General features: G+C 36.8%; 11 protein-coding genes and 2 pseudogenes. 3 read left to right on the top strand and 10 right to left on the bottom strand.

The genetic code is table 11. From position 1 onward, the window contains the following. Positions 1-11,442 (bottom strand): YSIRK-type signal peptide-containing protein (locus APS80_RS04590; protein ID WP_059107098.1); only part of this gene is annotated, 11,442 nt, incomplete at its 3' end. 493 nt (positions 11,443-11,935) lie between these two features. After that, positions 11,936-12,556: a nitroreductase family protein gene (locus APS80_RS04585; RefSeq protein WP_059107097.1), complete on the bottom strand. Its 621-nt coding sequence runs from the start codon at positions 12,554-12,556 to the stop codon at positions 11,936-11,938. 101 nt (positions 12,557-12,657) lie between these two features. Between APS80_RS04585 and APS80_RS04580 the strand changes: the two genes are divergently transcribed. After that, positions 12,658-13,020 (top strand): MerR family transcriptional regulator, encoded by a 363-nt coding sequence (locus APS80_RS04580; RefSeq protein ID WP_059107096.1) that lies wholly within the window; start codon positions 12,658-12,660, stop codon positions 13,018-13,020. Between the two features lie 92 nt (positions 13,021-13,112). Here the strand turns inward: APS80_RS04580 and merA are convergent, their stop codons facing one another. The 4 genes and pseudogenes from merA to APS80_RS04555 all read right to left on the bottom strand — a co-directional run bounded on the left by merA (position 13,113) and on the right by APS80_RS04555 (position 17,874). Beyond that, complete coding sequence (merA, locus tag APS80_RS04575) at positions 13,113-14,435, bottom strand: hypothiocyanous acid reductase MerA (RefSeq protein ID WP_059107095.1); 1,323 nt, start codon at positions 14,433-14,435, stop codon at positions 13,113-13,115. A gap of 165 nt (positions 14,436-14,600) precedes the next feature. Further along, positions 14,601-15,182 (bottom strand): annotated as a pseudogene (locus APS80_RS10575) (YcnI family copper-binding membrane protein). A gap of 11 nt (positions 15,183-15,193) precedes the next feature. Next, complete coding sequence (locus APS80_RS04560; RefSeq protein ID WP_169791251.1) at positions 15,194-16,432, bottom strand: copper resistance CopC/CopD family protein; 1,239 nt, start codon at positions 16,430-16,432, stop codon at positions 15,194-15,196. A gap of 371 nt (positions 16,433-16,803) precedes the next feature. Further along, positions 16,804-17,874 carry a fibronectin-binding protein FnbA gene (locus APS80_RS04555; protein WP_059107091.1) on the bottom strand — a complete coding sequence of 357 codons (1,071 nt, stop codon included), beginning with the start codon at positions 17,872-17,874 and terminating at the stop codon, positions 16,804-16,806. Here APS80_RS04555 and APS80_RS04550 point away from each other — a divergent pair. Next, positions 17,867-18,316: a hypothetical protein gene (locus tag APS80_RS04550; RefSeq protein WP_142382006.1), complete on the top strand. Its 450-nt coding sequence runs from the start codon at positions 17,867-17,869 to the stop codon at positions 18,314-18,316. The genes APS80_RS04555 and APS80_RS04550 overlap by 8 nt on opposite strands. 87 nt (positions 18,317-18,403) lie before the next feature. Continuing rightward, positions 18,404-18,733: a hypothetical protein gene (locus APS80_RS10835; protein ID WP_145959334.1), complete on the top strand. Its 330-nt coding sequence runs from the start codon at positions 18,404-18,406 to the stop codon at positions 18,731-18,733. Positions 18,734-18,846: 113 nt separating this feature from the next. Here APS80_RS10835 and APS80_RS11160 read toward each other — a convergent pair. From APS80_RS11160 to APS80_RS04530, 4 genes and pseudogenes are all read right to left on the bottom strand, one after another. Further along, positions 18,847-18,969: pseudogene (locus APS80_RS11160) on the bottom strand (YSIRK-type signal peptide-containing protein); the annotation flags it as partial. A gap of 373 nt (positions 18,970-19,342) precedes the next feature. Continuing rightward, positions 19,343-20,644, bottom strand: a complete 1,302-nt coding sequence (locus APS80_RS04540) for an anaerobic C4-dicarboxylate transporter family protein (protein WP_059107088.1) — start codon at positions 20,642-20,644, stop codon at positions 19,343-19,345. Positions 20,645-20,795: 151 nt separating this feature from the next. Next, positions 20,796-21,050: a hypothetical protein gene (locus APS80_RS04535; RefSeq protein ID WP_059107087.1), complete on the bottom strand. Its 255-nt coding sequence runs from the start codon at positions 21,048-21,050 to the stop codon at positions 20,796-20,798. Between the two features lie 29 nt (positions 21,051-21,079). Continuing rightward, positions 21,080-21,550: a peptide-methionine (S)-S-oxide reductase gene (locus APS80_RS04530; RefSeq protein ID WP_059107086.1), complete on the bottom strand. Its 471-nt coding sequence runs from the start codon at positions 21,548-21,550 to the stop codon at positions 21,080-21,082. Between the last annotated feature and the right edge of the window lie 541 nt (positions 21,551-22,091).

The following is a 22,091-nucleotide window of genomic DNA, read 5'->3' as shown; positions in this document are numbered from 1 at the left end:
TTGATGTTTATTATCTTCATCTTTCGCTTTGTTGATGATGTTGTCGATTTCTTCTTTCGTTTTCGCATCGTCGATGTCGTGTTTATATTTATCTTTTTGGTCTTGGCTCAAGTGTTTAAGTTTATCGACATTATCTTTACCATGTTCTTTCGCTTTAGTTAAGCTTTCTTCTGTTTGATGTTTGTTGTCTTCATCTTTCGCTTTATTGATGATACTGTCGATTTCTTCTTTGGTTTTCGCATCGTCGATGTCGTGTTTATATTTATCTTTTTCTTCTTGGCTCAAGTGTTTAAGACTGTCGACATTATCTTTACCATCTGCTTTTTGATTATCTAATAAGTTTGAAGCATCTTGTCGTTGTGCTGCTTTCACAATATCTGCTATTTCTTCTGAAGTTTTCGCTTGATTAATTTGTTCTTTGAATTGCGCTTTTTCTTCGTTTGTTAAGTGATTTAACTGATCTAATTCTGAATTACCGTGAGATTTTGCTTCTGTTAAGTCTTTGTTTTCGATGTCTTTCGCTTTCGCATCCGCTACAGCTTTATCTATTTCTTCTTTTGTTGTTGCGTCTTTAATACGTTTGTTGAATGTTTCTTTTTCTGAGTCAGTTAGATCTTTAAGACCATTAACTTCATTTGTGCCATCATCTTTTTGGCTATTGAGTAAGTTGTCTGCGTCTTGATCCTTAGCTTCTTCGACAATGTCATCAATAGTTGCTTGATCTGTTGCGTTTTTGATTTGATCTGTGAAGGTACCGACTTCTTCATCTCTCAAGTTGTCTAAGCCTTTAATTATTGTTGTGCCTTCGGCTTTTTGTTTATCTAGTAAGTTTGAAGCATCTTGGTCTTGCGCTGCTTTCACAATATCTGCTACTTCTTCTGGTGTTTTCGCATTATCGATATCTTCATTTACTTGACCTGACTCTTCATCTGATAAGTTGTTGAGGCCTTCTACTTCTGTTTTACCGTTAGATTTTGCTTCTGATAAGTCTTTGTTTTCGATGTCTTTCGCTTTCGCATCCGCTACAGCTTTATCTATTTCTTCTTTTGTTGTTGCGTCTTTAATACGTTTGTTGAATGTTTCTTTTTCTGATTCGGTTAAGTCAGTAAGATTACTTACTTCATTTGTGCCGTCTTCTTTTTGGCTATTAAGTAAGTTGTCTGCATCTTGTTGCTTAGCTTCTTCGACAATGCTATCGATGGTTGCTTTATCTTTCGCATAGTTGATTTGGATTACGTACTTGTTGAACTCTTCTTCTGTAAGGTAATCGAGTGCTTGAATTGTGTCTTTGCCTTCGCCTCGTTGTCTGTTCAATAAGTTGTCTGCGTCTTGTGCTTTAGCTTCTTCGACAATACTATCAATTGTTGCTTTATCTTTTGCGTTATTGATTTGTTCAGCAAAGTTATTGAATTCTTCTTCTGTAAGGTGGTTAAGTTCTTGAATTGTGTCTGTACCTTCACCTCGTTGTCGATTCAATAAGTTATCTGCGTCCTGTTGCTTAGCTTCTTCTACAATGCCATCAATTGTTGCTTTGTCTTTCGCATTATTGATTTGGTCTGCGAAACTGTTGAACTCTTCTTCTGTTAAGTGATCGAGTTCTTGAATCGCATCTGTACTTTCACCTCGTTGTCGATTCAATAAGTTATCTGCGTCCTGTTGCTTAGCTTCTTCTACAATGCCATCAATTGTTGCTTTGTCTTTTGCATTCTTAATTTGATTTGCGTATTTATTGAACTCTTCTTCTGTAAGATGATCTAAGGCTTCAATTGTGTCTGTACCTTCACCGCGTTGGCGATTTAATAAGTTTGTCGCATCTTGTTGCTTAGCTTCTTCTACGATACTATCAATTGTTTCTTTATCTTTTGCGTTATTGATTTGATCAGCAAAGTTATTAAATTCTTCTTCTGTGAGGTGATCGAGTTCTTGGATTGTGTCTGTACCTTCACCACGTTGGCGATTCAATAAGTTGTCTGCGTCTTGTGCTTTCGCTTCTTCAACGATGCCATCGATTGTTTCTTTGTCTTTCGCATTGTTGATTTGATTTGCGTATTTGTCGAATTCTTCTTCTGTGAGGTGATCAAGTTCTTGGATTGCATCTGTACTTTCTCCGCGCTGTCTGTTTAATAGATTCGTTGCATCTTGTTGTTTTGCTCTTTCAACTATTTCATCAATCTCTGCTTTATCTATGGCATTGTTAATTTGATCTGCGAAGTTGTTGAACTCTTCTTCGGTTAAGTGATCAAGTTCTTGAATTGCATCTGTGCTTTCTCCGCGTTGACGATTCAATAAGTTTGTCGCATCTTGTTGCTTAGCTTGTTCTACAATGCTATCGATTGTTTCTTTATCTTTCGCGTTGTTGATTTGACCGGCAAAGTGATTGAATTCTTCTTCGGTTAAGTGATCGAGTGCTTGAATTGTATCTGTGCTTTCACCACGTTGTCTGTTCAATAAGTTTGTCGCATCAGTGTCTTGTGCTGATTTAACAATTTGTGCAACAGCTTCAGGTGTTTTAGCGGTATTCAATTGTTCTTTGATATCACTGATTTCTTCGTCAGTAAGATGATCAAGTGCGTTAACTGTGTCTTGGCCTTCTTGTTTAGCTTGAGCTAAATCTTTATTTTCAACATTTTTAGCTTTTGCGTCTGCCACAGCTTGATCAATATCTTCTTTCGTTGTAGCCCCTTTGATACGTTGATTAAATTCTTCTTGTTCTTCTTTAGATAAATCTTCTAAACCATTGACTTCGTTTGTGCCATTTGCTTTTTGTTGATCTAGTAAGTTCGCAGCATCTTGTTGTTGGGCTTTTTCAACGATGTCATCAATCGTTGCTTGATCTGTTGCATTCGTAATTTGTTGTTCGAATTTCGCTGCTTCTTCCTCTTTCAAGTGTGTTAATGCTTGAACAGTGTCTGTACCTTCACCTTTTTGACGGTTCAAGAGATTTGTTGCATCTGTCTCTTGTGCTTTATTTACAATATCTGCCACAGCTTCAGGTGTTTGAGCATTGTTGATTTGTTCTAAAATATCTGTTCTTTCTTCATCTGTTAAGTGTTGTAATGGGTTCACGGTTGCTTGACCATCTTGTTTAGCTTGAGCAAGGTCTTTATTTGCGATTGCTTTTGCTTTCGCATCCGCTACAGCACCATCGATATCTTCTTTTGTTGCTGCATCTTTAATACGTTGATTGAATGCATCTTGTTCTTCTTCTGTTAAATCTTCAAGACGATTAATTTCATTTGTACCGTCTGCTTTTTGATTATTGAGTAGGTTTGTTGCATCTTGTGTTTTAGCTTGTTCAACTATATCATCAATCGTTGCTTTATCGTTCGCTTTGTTGATTTGATCTTGATAGTCAGCAAGCTGTTTGTCAGTCAAGTGTGATAACTGACCTACATCCGTTGTTCCATTTGCTTTTTGACTGTTCAAGAGGTTGGTTGCATCTTGTCCTTGAGCTTGTTGAACAATTTCAGCGACAGCAGCTGGAGATTTAGCATCATTTAATTGTTGTTTCAATGTTTGTTGTTCTGAGTCTGTTAAGTTAGACAATTGATCGATAGCTGCTTGTCCTTGTTGTTTAGCATCGCTTAAGTCTTTATTTTCAACGTCTTTCGCTTTCGCATCTGCCACTGCACGATCGATATCTTCTTTCGTTACAGCATCTTTAATGCGTTGATTGAACTCTGCTTGTTCTGCGTCAGATAAATCTTTCAGACCGTTCACTTCATTTGTACCTGCATCTTTTTGATTGTTGAGTAAGTTTGTCGCATCTTGTTGTGTCGCTTGGTCAACGATGTGGTCAATGGTTGCTTTATCGTTCGCATTTTTAATTTGTTGTTCAAAATCTGCGACTTCATCTTCGCTGAGGTGTGTTAAACCTTTGATTGAAGTTGTACCTTCACCTTTTTGTTTATTCAACAAGTTTGATGCATCTTGTTGTGTCGCTTTATCAATAATGTTATCGATTGTTGCTTTATTATCTGCGTTGTGAATTTGATCTTGATAATCTTCAAGTTCTTCTTGAGTTAAGTTGCCAAGGCCTTTAACTGTTGAAGTACCATCATCTTTTTGATGTTGAAGCAAGTTCGCTGCATCTTGGGCTTGTGCTTTTTTCACAACATCTGCGACCGCTTCAGGATTACCAGCTTGATCTACTTGTTCAGTGTATGCATTGAGTTGTTCCTCTGTGAGGTTGCTCAAGTCATCTACTGTAGCGTGACCTTGTTGTTTGGCATCGCTCAAGTCTTTATTTTCAACATCTTTCGCTTTTGCTTCTGTCACGATTTGATCGATGTCTTCTTTAGATGAAGCATCTTGAATACGTTTGTTGAAACCTTGTTGTTCAGATTCTGATAAGTCTTTCAAGCCGTTCACTTCATTTGTACCCGCAGATTTTTGTTTGTCGAGTAAGTTTGAAGCATCTTTCGCTTTCGCATCATCAATCACTTGATCGATATCTTCTTTTGTAGATGCGTCTTTAATGCGTTGGTTAAAGGCTTGTCGTTGTTCATTTGTAAGATCTTTAAGACCACTAACTTCATGAGCACCTGATTCTTTTTGTTCATCTAATAGGTTCGCCGCATCTTTCGCTTTTGCACTTGCAACTGCATCGTCTACAGCTTTTTTATCTTTCGCATAGTTAATTTGTTCATTAAATGTCGCTTGTTCTTCTTGAGTTAAGTGTGAAAGACCATCGATTTCACCGATACCTTGTTGTTTTTGGCTACTTAGTAAATTATCTGCATCTCGTTGTTTGGCTTGTGAAATGATGTCATCAATATTCGCTTTCGTTTTGGCTTGATCAATTTGTTGATTCATCATTGTTTGTTCTTCTTCAGTGAGGTTACTCAATTGACCGACCGTTTGATGTGCATCTGATTTTTGACTATCAAGTAAGTTTGCTGCGTCTTGTTCTTGTGCTTGTTGAATGATATCTGCGACTGCTTCCGGATTTTTCGCTTGATTGATTTGAGATGAGAGATCTGATTTTTCATCTTCGGATAAATGACTTAATCCTGAAACCGTAGATTGACCTTGTTGTTTAGCTGATGAAAGGTCTTTGTTTGCTACATCTTTGGCTTTCGCATCAGCAACAATTTGATCAATTTCTTGTTTTGTCGTAGCCGCATTGATTTGTTCATTAAAGGCTTTTTTCTCATCTTCGGATAGGTGCGTTAATTTACCGATAGCTGAGTTGCCTTCATCTTTTTGATTTTGAAGTAAGTTGTCTACATCTTGTTGTTTAGCATGTTCGATGACATCATCAATTGCTTTTTTGCTTGTTGCTTTTTTAACTTGTTCGTTAAATGTTGCTTTTTCATCATCAGATAAGTGGTTTAATGCATTGACATCTGTATGACCTTGATCTTTTTGTTCATTTAATAAGTTAGATGCATCTTGATCTTGTGCTGATTTAACAACTTCTAAGACCGCATCGGGATCCTTAGCCTCGTCTAATTGCTGTTCAATTTCTGCACGGTTAGCAACAGTCAGATGAGAAAGATCTGCAATCGTTGTCGCTGCATCTGATTTCGCTTTTTCTAAGTCTTTCGCTGCTTTGTTTTTAACATCTTGTGCTTTCGCATTATTCACTGTTTCATCGATTGTTTCTTTGTTTGATGCACCTTGAACTAAGCGTTGGAATTCGGCTTTTTCTTCATCAGTGAGTTCAGATAATGCATCAATATCTGATGTACCTTGTTGTTTTTGACGGTTGAGTAAGTTTGTCGCATCTTGCTGTTGTGCATTCGTTAAGATTTCATCGATGTTTGCTTTCGTCGCAGCTTTACCGATTTGTTCTTTGAATGCTGATTTTGCTTCATTTGATAAATGATTGAGTTGATCGATGCTACCTTGGCCTTCACCACGTTGAGCACTGAGTAAGTTATCAGCATCTTGTTGTTGTGCATCTCTGATAATATTGGCAACATCAGATGGTGTGCCTGCACTGTCAAGTTGTTGATTAATGTTTGTGCGGTTATCTTCAGTTAAGTGTGTTAAACGTTCAATTTCAACTTGAGCATCGCGTTTGGCATCTGAAAGATCTTTCGCTGCTTTGTTTTGTAAGTCTTTTGCAGTTGCTTCATTGACCGCTTCATCAATCGCTTCTTTGCTTGTCGCATCGTTGACACGTTTAGCAAAATCAGATTTTTCATCATCAGAAAGGTTCGTTAATCCATTCACACTTGTTGTACCTTGTTGTTTTTGTTTGTTGAGTAAGTTTGATGCACCTTGATCTGTTGCGTCAGAAACGATTTTTTCAATTGCAGCTTGAGATGTCGCATTATTCACTTGTTGTTTGAATTGATCTTTTTCATCATCTGTTAAGTCTGCTAAACGATCGATTTCTGAAACGCCTTGTTGTTTTTGTGTATTCAATAAGTTAGAAGCGTCTTGTTGTTGTGCTTTACGAATGATATCTGAAACAGCATCTGGCGTTTTTGCTTCTGCCAGTTGTTTATTAAATGAAGTTGTATTGTCTTCAGTTAAATGTGTTAACTGACCAAGTGCTGTTTTGGCATTATCTTTGGCTTGAGAAAGATCTTTGTTTGCGATGTTTTGTGCTTTCGCTTTATTGATAGCTTGATCAATCGCTTCTTTCGTAGTTGCATCATTGACTTGTTGATTGAATTGATCTTTTTCGTCATCGGACAAGTCAGCTAATTGGTTAATGTTTGTATGACCTTGTTGTTTTTGAGTATTGAGTAAGTTCGCTGCATCTTGTTGTTCGGCCGCTTCATATATTTGATCAATGTCTGCTTTAGATTTAGCTTTGTTGATTTGTTGTTGATAGCTATCTTTTTCATCGCTAGATAAGTTAGCTAAGCCTGAGATTTGATGCGCGCCTTGTTGACGTTGATTGTTGAGTAAGTTCGTCGCGTCTTGTGCTTTCGCATCTTCGACTATGCGATCGATATCTGCTTTCGTTGCTGCATCATTCAGTTGATTTGTGTAATTACCTTGTTCTTCTTCAGATAAATGACTTAATCCTGAAACGGTTGTTGTACCTTGTTGTCTTTGACTGTCTAATAAGTTTGATGCATCTTGTTGTTGCGCTTGACTAACGATGTTTGCCACATCTTCAGGCGTTTTAGCGTCTGCAAGTTGTTGTGCAATAGCATCTTGGTTGTCTTCAGTTAAATGGCTCAACTGCTCAATCGTTGTTTGTGCATCACTTTTCGCATCAGATAAATCTTTTGCGGCTTTATTTTTCAGATCTTGCGCTTTCGCATCATTCACGACATGATTGATTGCTTCAGCCGTTGTTGCTTTTTTAATTTGATCGTTGAATTGTGCTTTTTCGTCATCAGATAGATGTTCTAATGCATTGACATTACCATTACCTGTTGATTTTTGCGTATTTAACAAGTTATCGGCGTCTTTCGCTTTGGCATCCGCTACGATTTGGTTAATTGCGGCTTCAGCATCAGCATCTGTCACTTGTTGTTTATATTGTGCTTTTTCGTCATCTGTTAAGTGTTCCAATGCTGAAATAGCGTCAGAACCTTCGTCTTTTTGACTATGCAATAAGTTGTCAGCATCTTGTTGTTGTGCTTGTTCTACAACTTTTGCGACTGCGTCAGGTGTCTTCGCATCATTTAATTGTTGTTGGATTGAAGTTTGATTGTCATCAGTTAGATGTGTCAGACGTTCAATTTCACTTTGAGCCGCTGTTTTGGCTTGAGATAGGTCTTTATCTGCTTTATTTTTAAAGTTTTGTGCTTTCGCTTGATTAATCGCTGCTTCTATATCTTCTTGTGTTTCGGCATCTGTAACTTGTTGGTTATACTGTGCTTTTTCGTCATCTGTTAAGTCAGCTAAGCCGTTAATTTCTTTAGAACCATCTGTTTTTTGATTATTTAATAGGTTTGACGCATCTTGTTGTTGTGCTTTATTAACGACGTCTTGAATGGCTTTTTGGTTTTTCGCGTCATTAATTTGTTGTGTGTAATTTGATTTTTCATCATCTGAAAGATGTGTGAATGCATCAATTTGTTGGTTACCTTGATTGCGTTGTTTGCTTAATAAGTTAGAGGCATCTTGGCCTTGTGCTCGATTAATGACGTCATCGATTACAGATTTAGATGTTGCTTCATCAAGTTGTTGTGTAAAGTCTGCCATTTCTTCATCTGTTAAGTGGTGAAGTTGAGCTAGATTTGTTTTACCTTCTGTTTGTTGTTGTTTAAGTAAGTTTGAACCATCTTGTTGTTTAGCATTGTTAATGATTTCATCAATACTTGCTTTTGTTTGAGCTTCGTTTAATTGTTGTTTAAAGTCTTCACGTTCTTTATCTGTTAGGTTTTCTAAACCAGTTAATGTCGTTTGGGCTTCTGATTTTTGATTATTTAACACATTGTTACTGCTTTGGGTTTGCGCATCTGTAATCGCTTGATCAATCGCATCTTTTGTCGTTGCTTTACTGATTAAATCTCTAAATCTGGCTTTTTCTTCCTCTGTCAGATTATTGATTTTGTTTAATTCAGCTGTACTTTGTTGTTTTTGTTCATCTAATTGGTTATCCGCATCTTGTTGTTGCGCATTTTTTAGAATATCAGTTACAGCTTCAGGTGTTTTAGCGTTTTGAAGTTGTTTTTTAATGTCTGAACGATTACTGTCAGTTAAGTGTGTTAAACCATCAACAGTTGTTTGTGCAGTTTGTTTTGCTTTATTTAAGTTATTTTCTGCTTCAGCTTGTACATCACGGGCTTTCGCATCATTGACTGCTTGATCGATGGCTTCTTTGGTTGTGGCATCAGTGATTTGTTTTTTGAATTGAGATTTTTCATTATCTGTTAAGTTACTTAACCCATCTAATTGTTTATTACCGTTTGTTTTTTGGACGTTTAAAAGATTTTTGTCATCTTGTTGTTGTGCATCTTTGAGGACTTGATCGATACCTGCTTTATCGTTAGCTTTATCAATTTGATCTTTGAATTGTGATTTTTCATCATCTGATAGGTTACTTAAATCATCTAACTGTTGATTGCCTTGTGTTTTTTGATTGTTAAGTACGTTTGTAGTGTTTTGTTGTTGTGCTTTTTTCACAATTTGATCAATCGCATTTTTATTAGGCGCTTTATCGATTTGATCGTTAAAATCTGATTTTTGATCATCTGTTAAATCTGATAAATCGTTGATACCATTTTTACCTTGATCTTTTTGTTTATTTACTAGGTTACCCGCATCTTGTTTTTGCGCTTCTTTAACCACATTATTGTTATCTGTTAGATTTTTGCTGTCATCAACTTGTTTAGTGTATTTTGCTTTTTCATCGTCGCTTAAATTACTCATGTTGTTGATTTGGTCTTTCACCATCGTTTTTCCTTCATTACGCACACTAGCCGCTGTTTCTTGCAAGTTAGGTAATGAATTTATGTTTTCAAAACGAGAAAGTAAAATTTCTTTTTTAGTATCATCTACAGCATCGAAGTTACTGATTTCTTCATAAACATCTTTATATTGATTTAAAAATGTCGCAAAATCTTGGAAAGTGAGGTTATAAACATCTGCTCCTTTAAGTATTCCTGTATTAACTTGTCTGTGATATCTAATACTCAATGCACTTTTAGGGTCGAAATCGTCTGTATTGATTACTGCTTTAAAGCTTAAAGGTTTCCCATTTGAAACGAGAGATAATGCACGTTTGTATTCAATTTCGTATTCTCCGTTACCTTTATTCGTTAATTGATCCCCTTCAGTAGTGACACTTTCAACATGATCTTTTAGATAATCGTTAAATTTTACTGTATAACGGTCAATCGCGTTAAAACCAAAAGAAAGACCCTCGTTTTGATTTAAAGTGACATCGAGTTCAACCTTACCATTATCTAACAATCTAAATTTAACAGCATTCATGCTTGTCCAATCGTTGCCTTTAGCTGTACCTTCTGAAGTTTTCTGGATGTTTAACAATTTACTGTAATCTGTTCTCGCTTGGTCTTGCACTGCACGATCTTGTGCTCTTGAAGCAGGTATGCTAGCGGTTACGAATCTGTTATTTGTACGTACACGAGACTCAGCAGGTGTAGCTTTCGGTTGCATTTGATCTTGAGTTTCTGCTGCACGTTTTAACAATTTAAGTCTGAGTGCATCATAGACTTCATCACTAGTCACATCTTTATTGTTTGGGATAACGCGTTTTGCGATATCTTGAGATTCTTTTTGACTCACATCATTGTCTTTGAGGTAATCTTCGACAAACTGTTGTTTATTTCCTTCATCTTTGATACCTGCTTTAAATTGTTTGGCATCTGTCAATTCGTATTTTTTAGCGTCTTTTTGAGTAATTTGAGGCGTTTCTGTAGATGCTTGTTCGGAGTTGGTTGTTGCTTTGTCATCACGTGTTTCAGCGTCAGAAGCTGGTTCTTCTTTTTCTTTATCAGGGAATAGTTTACCTTCGGTATCTATGCCTTCGTCTGTTCGAGGTGTGTCTTTATCTTCTGAAGTAGTATCTTTATCATCTTCGGCTTCAGTATTTTCATGTTCTTCGGATGCGTCATCTTGGTCGGATTCATGATCTTCTGCAGGTTTCGTAGCTGGAGTGGATTCGTCAGGAGTATTTTCTTCGTCTGTAGCTTCTGATTCGTGGTTTTCTTCGTTAGGTGTTTCTGTAGATGTTTCATTGTCATCTTTTTGTGTTGTGTCATCTGATTCAGCAGCTTTTTGTGATTTATGTACGGGTTGATGGTCTGCTTCGTCATCATCTTGTGTTTCGGATTGATTGTTTTCATCTGTTGTGGCTTCATTTGAGCCTTCATCGGCCGGTGCTTCTTCACCCTCATCCTCTGAATCGCTTGTTTCGTCTACATTTTCATCTGTGTTTTCGTTTTCGTTAGTTGATTCTTCTTCGTTAGATGTTTCATCTGAAGCTTCATTTTCTTCTTCTTTGGTAGCTTCATCTTCGTCTGTCGTTGCTTCCTCTGTATCATCCGTTGCTTCTTGTGAAGGTTCTTCTGATTCGTCACCTTCTTCTTCAGTCACTTCTGACTCTTCATGTTCAAGTTCGTCGATTTCTTTTTGACGTTGCGCTTCGTCATCTGAATCATCTGCATCGTTTTCGTTATTCTCTTCTGCACTTGGCTCTGTTTCAGTTTCTTCTGCTGATTCGTCTTCTATATTTTCATCATCATTGTCTGTATGAGCTGCTTCGTCTGTATCTTCGGCATCGTCAACAGTCACTTCTGACTCTTCGTGTTCGAGTTCATCAATTTCTTTTTGGCGTTGGATGTCTTTCTCATCAGGATCATGCTCTGATTGTTCTGAATCTTTTGTAGTAGAAGTTTGTTTATGTTCGCTATTTGCTTGATTATCTTCGGCAGCATCTGCTACGCCATTTGCGCTTAAAAATAATAAACTTGAAATCAGTATGGAAGCTGTCCCTACAGTAAATTTACGAATAGAATACTTGTTTTCTCTGTTCGGTAAAAAGTCTAATTTCTTTTTCATATCATTAGCCCCTTCTTCACATGAATTCTAGTGTCATAGCGATGTTTTCATTATATATCAATACCACTATATAGCAATACTACACATTAAAATTATCAATAAAATTACATCAATCATAATATTTCTTAACTTTATTGGTATAATCAAATTATCTTTAAAACGTATGTATGTAACATCACTTTATATTCTACAATGTATATATTACTAGGGGATTAAAAGGATTTCAAAACACTTAGCATGATGAATGATTGAATACTATTTTTACGTGAAAAGGCGGATTGAGAAGCATTGTGGAGATTTACATTTTCAACATATATTAATCGCAATATTCACTTAATGATGCTTACAAAAGCAATTAAGTTGTGTCTTATTTCATTGTACATCTGTTCGTTTGTACATTAAAAAGGGGAACAAAACCTTCGATTTACCAAAGATTTCGTTCCCTCCCGAACAGCATGAATCATATTTGATTAGAGCTTTTACAGCTCACGTATTATAGATAATTGACGACTTTATCTACTGGCATTCTAAATGAAGTGTGCGGTTCTTTTGCTTTTTTACCAATCGCAACGATTAACATTGGTTCATAGCGATCGTAACTGTAACCAATTGCTTCACCAATTTGGTCTTCTTCAAAACCACCAATTGGGTTTGTATCGTAGCCATATTCTTTTGCGACAAGCATGAGTTGCATCGCAGCTAATCCGCAGTCAACACGGATAATGCTGTCCATTTCTTCACGTGTTAATTGTTTATAGCTTTCTACCGCAAAAGGCAATGTTTGGTCACGGACTTCTGCAGGCATATGGCCATGATTTACCGCTTCGTTATAAATGTATTCGCCTTCTTTATAGCATTCTAAATCACCGAACACGATAATCATTGCAGAAGATGTATCATTTTGTATTGTATTAAATCTAACATACGGACGGATTTTTTCTTTAGCTTCGTAACTTTCAACGACTGCAAAGCGCCAAGGTTGCATATTAATAGAAGAAGGCGCTTCTACTACTTTTTCCATCATTTCATACATTTCTTCATGAGGAATTTTATAATCTGGGTCAAACTCTTTTACAGATCTTCTGTTTACAATTACGTCATCTAACTCTGCCATTTGTGCATTTCTCCTCTCTCAAAATCACAATGTTTGTATTCTTAACTTACGTATTATAGATTATCAGTTAAACCATAGTTTAAGAGAAGGGAGTTGCTCACGTGAACACATACTATATCCAAGATGTAGCTGAACAGTGTCACATACCTAAAAGTAAACTGCGTTATTATGAGAAACACGGTTTGCTGCAAAATATTCAACGTGATCGCAATAATAAACGACTTTATACAGATAAAGATGTCGAAGTGATTAAGTTAATTTTGTGCTTTACGAATCTCAACATTCCATTAAAACAAATTAAAGTAGACATTGAACGTATTACAAGCCAGACCATGACTGTTGATGATATCCTTTTAGCTCATCTCAAAGTATTAAAGGCAGAACGAGAAAAAATAGACTACCGTATCCATGCCATCGAAGGTGAATTAAAAGACAAACAATTGGTAACCTCAAACGACAATTAATATAGAAGGTTTTCGTTCATAATAAAAAGCATTACCGAACACGTGTATCTCCCACTGTATTCAGTAACGCTTTATTTTTATGCGTATTTTTATTAAATGTTAAATAGATCATTCAATGATTCGATCATCGTTGGATGCGTATAAATGTTATCTCTCAACACTTCATAACTGATGTGTTGGTCAATGGCTAATTTGATCAGATTAATGATTTCTTCAGATTCGACCCCATATAATGTCGCGCCTAAAATGCGATTCGTGTTACGATCAACCACAGCTTTAAACATACCGCGTGGGTCATTATTGATCTTATGACGAGGTATTTGGCTCACTAAGATTTTACCTTCTTTGATGTCATAACCTTGGTCTTCAGCTTCTTTGGCGGTAAGACCTACACGAGACAATGGGGGATCGATAAATACAGTATAAGGAACTTCTCCACGGTTTTCAGTGGTACGTGTGCCATCATTAAAGAGTTGGTCTCTCACAATACGGAAATCATCTAGTGAAATGTATGTGAATTGTAGCCCACCCTTCACATCTCCGACTGCATAAATATGGTCCACTGTGGTTTGTAAACGTTCATTGACTTGAATTTCGCCACGTGAACCGAGCTCAATGTCTGTATGGTCTAGACCAAGCTCAGTATTCGGTTGACGCCCGATAGCGAGCAACACCGCATCTGCATTAAAGTTACCTTGTGTCGTTTGAACCACTGTCGTTTCCGTTTCATCTACAAATTTTTGTGTCTCAGCATTTGTTATGATGCGAATCCCTTTGTTTTCCAAATCTTTGACCACTTCAGCTGCGATCTCTTGATCTTCACGTGCCATAATGGTATTGCCACGTTCTAACACTGTGACTTCTGAACCGAAATTCGCAAACATAGAAGCAAATTCTAATGCAATATAACCTCCTCCTACAATGACTAGGTGTTTCGGTTGCGTTGCTAAATTTAAAATGCCTGTAGAATCATACAACCGTTGGGAGGTTGCGACACCTTCAATGTCAGGAATGACCGCTTTAGCTCCTGTGTTGATGACGATGTGAGGGGCAGTGACTACATCTTCAACTTCTCCAGATGAATTCAATAATTCAACTTCTGTATTGGATTTAAATCGTGCTTGATGATCAAACACCGTAATATGCTCTTCATCTGCTAAATTATGATAGTTTTTATGATTAAGCGCTTCGACCACGTCTCGTTTGCGTGACATCGCTGTCGTAAAATCGTGTCCTTTTAAACCTTCTTTAACAAGTGTTTTAGACGGAATACATCCTATATTAATACAAGTCCCACCATACATTGCAGGGGACTGTTCAACCACAGCAACCGTTTGACCTTGTTGACTTGCAAACTTCGCTAATGTTTTCCCGGCCTTACCAAATCCGATAATGACCAAATCAAATTCTTTCATTAAAAAGTTGCCTCCTGTATTTTTGATATCGTTATCTTACATCAGCGGTTAAAGGAGACCTAATGAAATGCTCAAACGCATTTAAGATTTCATTCCCGTAATCATAAAAAAGCAGCGACAAACCTCGTTAAAGGTTGTCACTGCTTTCAATTTCATATTTATTAATTATGATTTAGATGAAGGTTTTTTAAATAATGCGATGAGAGATAGGATAATGGCTACAATAGATACAATCCATAATGCTGTTGTACCAAAGCCACCATTAGAAGATTCATCTTCTACGCCCTTTTTCACTTCAGTAGCGGGTGCAGGTGTTTCGCTATCCTCATCTTCGTTGGTCCATTTTACTTTTTCACCGTTATCGTAAGATTGGATTGCTTTCCATTTGAATGTGCCTTCATCTTCTGGATTCGCCACTACAATTGGAAATTCTGTGAATTCATCTGGACCAATACCTTTACCTTCTGCTGTTCAAGTGATTTTTTTAATATTACCATCACTGTCTTTATCTAATTTATGTTTCCAACCATCAACAGGTTGTACGTTTGCGACGTTCACGCCATCAGGTACGTTTAATTCAACTTTGTTTGTGTTAGCGTCTTTTTCAACAGGAACACGCACATCATATTTATCGTATGAACCTGGTTCACTTTGATCAGGATTTAAAGTCACGTGAGCATCTGCCACTTTAGAAAAACTTAATGATGCAAATAAAATAATACTTGTGAGTAAAAATTTTTTAAACATAATCTATCTCCTTATTTTGGTAAGTTAATTTGACTCATCACGACACCTACGCCAATGAGTAGAATGCCGAGACCTAATTCTATAAATAAACTTGCTTTATTAACGCGATGTTGTTTCTTAAGTGCTCGGGTCGTTTGATAGAAACCTAAGCCCATCATAACGATTGTAACGATGATTTTAACAATGAGTAACGCACTCCAAGTTTGTATGTTTTGCCATATCGCTAAAATATCAGTCTCATCTATCGTCATAAGGACACCAGAGATGATAATCATCGCTACAGCTGTAATATTAACTTTAAGCAATAACGGACGAACCGTCGCTGTTTGCTTAGCTCTGTCTTTAATGGCGTAACAACTCAAGTAAATGAGCGCACCAATCCACAGCGTCATCCCTACCAGGTGAGCAAAACGAATAAGGATGGACCATACCGGCACACTTTGTGACCATGCATGCCCAGACATACTTAAAGCTAAAATGATGCCAAATGTAACGAGAATATACCAAGCACGCATCATATTCGTAATCATAAGCAACGCGAGTAAAATAATGATCGCGAGAGAGCTCAATATGAATGGGAATTGCGTGATTGTATCCATTTTAAAGGCAAAGATATCTGCCAAAATATCTGAAGTAAGCGTCATTAAATAAGTTACCAGTGTGACGCCTGTTAGCATCATGAGAATACCCGTAAAGCCTTTTTGTTCTGGAATGACTTGATAAGTTGGTAAATCACGACGACGAACCAGTTCATTCATCCAAAACAAACCGATGAGACCTATTAATGCACCTTGAGAAAGGTAGCGTGTGACACCAAACCAAAAGTCTGCTTTTTGATAAAACGGAACCGATGTATCGACATCAGATGCCGTAACCTCTCCCACTGAGAATTGGAACTGATCACCGACTTCGTGTCCATCCGCTGACATCGCGTGCCATTCTACAGTGTGGGTCCCTTCACCTACATCATCCGTAGAAAAAGATAATGTCGCTGAGGATCCTTCTGTTTCAGGGTCTAAATCAGTAATCTTATTACCCTCATCATCATATAATGTGATCCCGGAATACTTAGCATTTACGGGTTCATTAAATTTCAATTCGATCTTGTCAGGGTGATTTGTTACCACCCCATCTGTTTGAGGTGTTGTCGTTTCTAGTGTGGCATGTGCGGAAGCTTGTTCATTGGTAATAAAAAAAGAGAAGACGATACCGAATAAGAGCGTTGCAACGATCAATACACGTCTTTTCAAATTATCCCCTGCCTTTCCTATATCCGATTTATTGTGCTGAGTGATATGTATAATGGTTAAATCAAAATCTTATAAATGAAAGATATGACTTCGCTTTCATTTAAGATTTGAATGGCTGTATTTTAAAATAAGTACCTTTTCAAATATTTACTTATTAAATATATAGAACATTGATTTAACCAATTTCACACAAATAATAATTTCAAAATACTGCAAAGATAATTATATGTATATATGAGTTAAAATGCAAAATCAATTGCTTTATTTCAGTCATTCGACAATCGTTAACGTCACAAAATGTTCACGCTTTCAAATTTAGATAAAAAAAGGCCAGGCTCCATGTAGGAGACCTGGCTTTTATCAGTTAGCTATTATTTTTCTTCATTATTGTTTTTACGACGTTTACCGAATAAGAATAATGAACCAAGCGCTGCAAATAAGCTACCAAGTAATGTGCCATTTTGTGCATTGTTATTACCTGTATCTGGTAATTCTTCTTCGTCAGCGTCCGCATCTGAATCAGCATCGGCATCTGCGTCGCCGTCTTCGTCACCATCTGCTGAACCAGAACCGTTACTTACAAAGTTTTCATTTTCCCAGTCATAACCACTTGTAGTGTAACCAGACATATCTGTGTTGTTTTCACTTACAGTCGTTTTAACATTGTGACCTGAATCATCGAAATGACCATCTACAAGGACTACGAATGATTCACTTGTACTAGCAAAATTAATTTTAGCTGAATTTGTATCGTTATTAAATTCAATTGAATCATTAAAGTCATCCGTAACTTCTTCTAAGTTAGGATCTTCTGGATTCACATAATAACTATCAGCAAGTTTATTTCTATCTTTCACTCTGAAGATTCTTAAGTTAGTGTTATCTTCGTCAATGATTGTACTGCTTGTTGTAGGGTCTTTATGGAAACCACGAATAGTTACAGTTGGATTAGTTAAACTTTTACCCATTGGGTTAACATAAATACTTTGTTTATAAGTTCTTTGACCAGAGTAATCATCAATATCAGTGATTTGTGAACTGATACCGGTACCGTATGGTTGTGGTTGACTTGCAAACGGTGTACTGTAATTTAATTCTACTTCATCTTCATAAGTATTACCTGCTACGTTAAAGTCAGCTTCATATCTTCCAGATACTGGTGCATTTTTTCTATCTGTGAATACTGGAAGTTTGAATTGACCTCTCACATTTTTCTTACCATTGACATAGTCTGTAAATACATATTTGATTGTTTTATCAATTGTATTGTACGTACCTAAAGCAACGACATCGCCGTTAGCATTTTTCAATGGTGAAAGGTTCATCGTATTATTGACTTTACTATAGTCACCGTCACCTTCTGCAGATAGTGTTTTAGGTAATTCAACAGTGAAGTAGTCACCACTATTAACTTGACCATCTACAGTGAAGTCTGTGTGCATACCAGTGTTTTCAGATTGGTTAGGGTCGAAACTATGGTTATCAAGTTCAAAACGATTTACATTAATTTGGTCATTAACGTTATTACCTTGTGTTTCTTCCGCTTCATCTCTGTTTTCTTCTACAGGAGTTGCTGCTCTTGTATTAACGCGTGGAGATGTAGCCGCGTTTTCATTTGATGTATCATTATTGTTTGTAGTTGAGCTAGATTCTGTAGCTGCAACATGTTGGTGTTTAGGTGAAGTTGCTTCAGTTACATCATCAGATAATTTGTTAGCTGGGACTGCTTCATTATCTGCTGCTTCTTCTGTTTCAGGGGTTTCAGCAGCTTCTTCTGTGTCTGCTGCTTCATCTTCAGCTGTTTCATTTTCAGCTGCTTCGTTCGTATTTTCGATGTTTTCTTCTTTATCTGCAGTTTCGTTTTCTACTGCTTCTTCGTTATGATCTGTTTCATGATTTAGAGGGGTTTCATGATTTGTTGCTTCAGTTGCTGGTTTTTCAGTTTCATTTGAAGTTGCTGCTTCATTTTCTTTGTTATCTACTTCAGGTGTTTCTTTATCTGCTGCTTCGTTTTCTGCTGCAGGTTTTTCAGTTTCTGATTCAGGTGTTTCGTTTGATTCAGCTTCTTCAGTTGATTCTGAATCTTCAGCTGATTCTGCTGCTTCATTTGTTGAAGTTTCTTCGCTATTTGCGTCGCTATCGTCTGTTTCTGTTGCTTCGCTTTCTGTTGCTTCGTTACTGTCGGCTGTTGTGTCCTCAGATTCACTAGCTTCTGATTCTTCATTGCTGTCTTCTCTGTCAACAACACTAAATTCAGGATCTAACGCTTCGTTATCAGTAGAAGCTTCATCAGTTGAATGACTTGCGTTGTTGGGTTCAACTTGGTCTTCTGCTGCATCATCTGCTGAACTGTTTTCAGTAGTTTCAGTCGTATGTGGTGCATTAGATTCTTCGCTTTCTGCTGCTTATGCGTCGTGGTTTACGCCAAATATTAATGTTGATCCGATTAATATTGAGGCTGTGCCCACTGAGAATTTGCGAATACTGAATTTAGAACGTTTGTTAGTTAAAAATTTAATAATTATGGCTGAAAAAATTCCGCCATCTAAAAATATATCACAAATTTATTGATTAAACTACAATATTTATTTCAACAAACTTTAACGTGTTTAAATTACCTTAATATATTGTTATATTCATGCTAGTTTTAAGCTAATTTATTTTTTAAAACTTAGTAATACGGTAATAATTAATTTATCCAAAATGTATGAGAACTTTATCTTTAATAATCTAATTAATTGCGTTTCAAATAACAAAGCGCTTTCAAAACATATTTTATACAATATAAAACAAAATGAATAGGACTAAGAGAAACAACAATTAGTCCTGTTCGTCCTTACTATATATTCAGTTTTTCGATCATCCGTGCTACAAAAGAAGTTAAAATCTTATTTTCTGATGTTAAAAAAATTAATAGCCTAATAGCCATTTAATTGAAAATCCAACAAGTACGGAGACAGTAATGGTTACCGTTCCTGGCACAATAAAGCTTGTCGCCCGTGTTTGGCGTGTTTCATCCAAGCTCACTGCAAATAGTAGTGTAGGTTGCGCAGGTATGACAAAGTTATAATTTAACGTTTGAACCATCGCAACAAAATTCATAGGTGGGACGCCTAAGCTCATCACAATTGGCACCATAATAGAAGCTGAGGCCGTTTGAGAGATGACAATCATTGTTACGACAGCGACTAAAATGATGACGAGCCATGGCATTTGCGCAATTAGTCCACCGATATCTTCTTTCATGATTTTCATATTTTCGGGTGCATTAAAAATAGTGGCACCTAACCAACCTGGTCCTAAAACTGCAAATAACGCACCTATAGCAGATTGGGTAATACGTGTAGATAAAATGTCGTTTGGATCTATTTTCATTAATAATAAATTAATCGCAGTACTCAAGTACATAAATAACTGCACAATCTCAGTCATTTCTAAGCTCACTGTTTCACCGTCTACGTTAAATGTTGGCAGCAGGTCTGGAAACATCCCAAATATTAAAATACATCCTACGCCAAATAAGAATGCAGCAACACCTAACTTCACACGTGGTGAAAAATATGTATCCTCAATTTGTGCAACTTCCGCTTCAACGACTTGAGTCATTCGATCACGGTCAAAATGGTTTCTCCCAACCAATGTACAAAACGTACTTAGCGCAAGCATACTGATCAACGCAGTAGGTAGCGCCACTGATAAATATTGACCCATTGTAATTTCATGATTTGCTAATACCGAAATAATGTAGGCCGTTGCTGAAGCAGCTGGGCTACACAACAACGCTAAGTTAGCAGTAAGCACAGAAGCGATGAGTGGTTTTTTCGGTGAAATATTTGCCTTCAACGCTGTCTTCGCGATAATCGGTTCTAACGACAACGCAATATTTGAAGTTCCGATACCAAAGACAAATAGAAAGACAATCATAGGTGATATGAAGATAATTGATTTTGGGAATCGCTCAATAATTTTACTCGCAAGATGAACGAGATAGTCAATTCCTCCGGTCGCTTGTAACGTACCGCCAGCAATCCCGATAGATAAAATAATTAATACTGCTGTGACAGGTAAGTCTCCGGGCGCTAAACCGAACCCAAAGATCATGACGAGCTGCATCACAATCGCAAGAATACCGCAGCCCAATGCACCTGCAATACGTAATCCTAAAATAATAGCTAATATCATAATAAGGATTTCAATGATAAATAGCGCCATGAAGCAAATCTCCTTGGTGATTTAAAAATTTCCCTTTATTAATATATATTTTTTGTTCCATTAATCCAAATAATTCACCAAGAAAATTTTTTATTTCAAAACTTATGTGGTTTGGAAACGTATTTGTGCAATCCTAGCGTATCCTCGATGTTTAAAATAAAAAGACTAATAACAACGTACCGATCACGACGATATTAAAAAGATTGAGCAACGTACTCACGAGAAATGCTTCTTTCTTTGTGACAAAATAAACAATGATCGAAATGACCATTAAGAGTGAACAAGCAATCCAAAAATATTCAATAATATAGAACCCAATATAAGACAATTGATCATAATTAATAACGATCAATACCGCTAGAATCACATAGTTCAGTAAATTAATGATCCAAATAAGCCATTTCATATCTTTAACCTCACTTTGGCTTTCCCCGCTCATTTATATTTGTTTAATAGTGCTTTTGGCACATGGCAATAATCATCTGGGTGCTCAGCTAAATGATCTTGATGTTCTTCGGCGCTCCGTACATAATTACTTAACGGTTTCACTTCTACAGCGATTTGGTCCCGGTCTTCTCTTTGGTTAATGAAAGCTTGAGCTTCAGTTAAGTGTGCCTCTGCTTCACTATAAAAGCCTGTACGATATTTTTCGCCCACGTCTTCTCCTTGTTGATTCACACTATACGGATCAATGATTTCAAATAAATAGTCCATTAAATCTGTTACTGAAACGACCTCAGGATCAAATATGGTTTTCACACATTCTACATAACCATCATATGGGCCATCTAATTGCTGTGTGCTTCCATTTGCTCTTCCCGCTTCCGTTTCAACAACGCCAGGTAATGTTTTTACGAACGCTTGAACGCCCCAGAGACACCCTCCAGCAAGATAAACGACTTCCATCTTTGAGCAACTCCTTTTCAAACTCATCTATTTATCATGATCATAGCATGTCTTAAGTCATATCACTATTATGAACAAACGTGTAATATTTTGACTATTTTGGGAAATATTGCTATATTTGAGTTAAGAAAAAGGCCAGAACAGCAACGTTTTTATGAACAAAGCACCCTTTCTAAGATGCAATGTAAATCAAGCGTTGGTTCCAGCCTCTAGACAGACCACTTTGAAGATAGTGGCTGAATGATACGTTAAAGTCTATAAACCATTCAACTTGTGGCGAGTTGGATAGTTATTTTTTTGATTCGTTCGTTGTGATTAGTAATCCTAAGACAGTTAATATAATCATGAGTATTTCATAGTCGCTCATGCCATTCGACCTTCTTTCTTGTCCTTGTAAATAGGCATCACCTCATTATTATAATTTCCACTATCTCCAGTTCGTCTGTAAATATAGTCTATCATAACACGAACATATGTTCTATATTTTGGAGTCGATTTCTTAAATTCTGTGAATTTTAGCGTTATAACCACCCTTACTTAT

Origin of the sequence: Staphylococcus auricularis (assembly GCF_001500315.1) — a bacterium.
Taxonomy (GTDB): Bacteria; Bacillota; Bacilli; order Staphylococcales; family Staphylococcaceae; genus Staphylococcus; species Staphylococcus auricularis.
Note: the sequence above shows the minus strand (reverse complement) of the source record. Positions and strands in the feature narration are given on the sequence as shown.

Coding starts and splice junctions, on each gene's coding strand:
- APS80_RS04585 (WP_059107097.1), bottom strand. CDS start 12,556: ATGGCAGAGTTAGATGACGTAATTGTAAACAGAAGATCTGTAAAAGAG.
- merA (WP_059107095.1), bottom strand. CDS start 14,435: ATGAAAGAATTTGATTTGGTCATTATCGGATTTGGTAAGGCCGGGAAA.
- APS80_RS04555 (WP_059107091.1), bottom strand. CDS start 17,874: ATGCACACAGACTTCACTGTAGATGGTCAAGTTAATAGTGGTGACTAC.
- APS80_RS04540 (WP_059107088.1), bottom strand. CDS start 20,644: ATGGCGCTATTTATCATTGAAATCCTTATTATGATATTAGCTATTATT.
- APS80_RS04535 (WP_059107087.1), bottom strand. CDS start 21,050: ATGAAATGGCTTATTTGGATCATTAATTTACTGAACTATGTGATTCTA.
- APS80_RS04530 (WP_059107086.1), bottom strand. CDS start 21,550: ATGGAAGTCGTTTATCTTGCTGGAGGGTGTCTCTGGGGCGTTCAAGCG.